Origin of the sequence: Facklamia sp. P12932, from assembly GCF_050409545.1 — a bacterium.
In the GTDB taxonomy this organism is placed as follows: domain Bacteria; phylum Bacillota; class Bacilli; order Lactobacillales; family Aerococcaceae; genus Facklamia.
In genome coordinates, this window is the sequence record NZ_JBNUPG010000042.1 from 1 (window position 1) to 1,810 (window position 1,810).

A 1,810-nucleotide genomic window follows, 5' to 3' on the forward strand; every position below is an offset into this window, starting at 1 on the left:
AGAAAAGGAGACCAAGCAACCGTTAGTGGCTTAATCTCCTTGGATAGCATCAACCTTATTGGACATAGAGCCTTAAATCTTCAATCTCTCATCTTTTCATAGCTCTACTGATTTTATATTTTTTCTATAATATTTATTCCATTATCTATGGCATCTTCAAACTTTATGTCTCTAGCGTAGAGATTTTTCTTCGAATACGCTTGCCACCTTTTTAAAAAAGCTTCATCTGTTTTTAACATTTCCATTAGACTGATGATTTTATCTGTATCAAATTCCGTTTTTCTATAGTTAAATGTTTGAATACAAGCCTCTTTTAATATATCAATCTCTATTTCCTTATCTTTTAATTTATAAATTATATAAAGATCATAATAATCCTTACTTCTGCTATTTAAAAATCCTCTTGAATAAATTGTTTGAATTTTTTCTGCTAATATTGTTTCTATGGGATAAGCTTTAATTAAAATATCTTTTTGTCCAAAAGCACTTATATATTTATAGTCTATGGGATAGGGTGTAATAACATCTCCTGTTGCAATATCAAGAGGTACGATTTGTCTTATATTCTCCATTCTACAAAGTATACTTACACGAAACCCTCCATACTGGTCATCTTCCTTAATTGTACTTATTCCATGTGTTTTATAGAATATATCATCTGAAGATTTTGTTTCCAGTGCTTCTTGTAATATTTTTAATATATTTTCTTCTGATAAGTGCATATTTCTCAAAAGAAAGTCTATATCTACTGTACTTCTTGAATCTATACCTACTACATTAGATAGAAGAAAACCTCCTTTAAAAACAAAGTTTTCATGATATTTACTCTGTGATAATTTTTTTAATATGCTTTCCAAAAAATAATATAGCATTACTGAATTAAATGGAAGTCCAGTTTCTTTGCTTATCTTGTGACAAATAGCGGTTAGTTTTGCTTTATTCATATACCACCTCCATAACTTCCTTTACTTTATCTTCTATTCCCATTTTTCTTGCTATTTCATAAAGAGAATGTATATCCTTATCCTTATATTTAGAATATGAACGAATGAGTTTTACATAAACTTCAACATCCATTTTTTCTTTGTTAGAAATAAAATCACAAAGTGTTCTTTCGTAGGAATAAACATTAACAGTATTTCCAAACATTGTCTTTTTCTGGATAATGCCTAAGTCATAAATAGATTTTTTTACATAATTAACATTAAGTGTATCTTGCTTTTCATTAAATTTATAGCCATTGTAAACTGTAACATCCATTATCCATGGAATTTTGTCCGTTACTCCAAGTATAAACAAAGCTGTCTCATAGGAAAATATTGCCTTTTTATACTGATATTGAAAAAAATAGTAATCATCATAATCACCATCTTTAGTAATATATATTCCTTTTTGAACTCTAAACAATTTTCCTTCTTTTACTAGTCTACTTAAATATACTGTAGGTATATTATTTTCTCTGCAATAAGTAGATGTTATAATACCACCTGACTTTTTAAGATGTCTTTCAATTTGCTTTCTATGATTCATTATATTCATCTCCTTGTTGCATTTACACTTATATTATATACTTTTATTAGTGTATTTACAACAAAGCTTTGAATTCATATCCAATTTATTTCAATTACACAATCCATTATTTTACTTGGCTCTGCTTTCCTACTCTGCTTTTAAAGTTCTATAATAAATAGGGTGGATGGAAGAAAAACACTTCCTTCCACCCTATTTTTTGCTACATAAAAACACAGAAGTCCAATCTATTAAAAGTGGTAACTAAAATAGAAAGGACTCTGTGCCAGGACTCATGATA

General features: G+C 28.2%; 2 protein-coding genes. Both read right to left on the reverse strand.

The genetic code is table 11. The features are described from left to right. Positions 1–113 precede the first annotated feature (113 nt). Positions 114–944 carry a nucleotidyl transferase AbiEii/AbiGii toxin family protein gene (locus ACQV2P_RS08515; protein WP_428894892.1) on the reverse strand — a complete coding sequence of 277 codons (831 nt, stop codon included), beginning with the start codon at positions 942–944 and terminating at the stop codon, positions 114–116. Continuing rightward, positions 937–1,530: a type IV toxin-antitoxin system AbiEi family antitoxin domain-containing protein gene (locus ACQV2P_RS08520; RefSeq protein WP_428874601.1), complete on the reverse strand. Its 594-nt coding sequence runs from the start codon at positions 1,528–1,530 to the stop codon at positions 937–939. The genes ACQV2P_RS08515 and ACQV2P_RS08520 overlap by 8 nt, the downstream gene beginning before the upstream one ends. Positions 1,531–1,810: the final 280 nt, after the last annotated feature.

Coding starts and splice junctions, on each gene's coding strand:
- ACQV2P_RS08520 (WP_428874601.1), bottom strand. CDS start 1,530: ATGAATCATAGAAAGCAAATTGAAAGACATCTTAAAAAGTCAGGTGGT.
- ACQV2P_RS08515 (WP_428894892.1), bottom strand. CDS start 944: ATGAATAAAGCAAAACTAACCGCTATTTGTCACAAGATAAGCAAAGAA.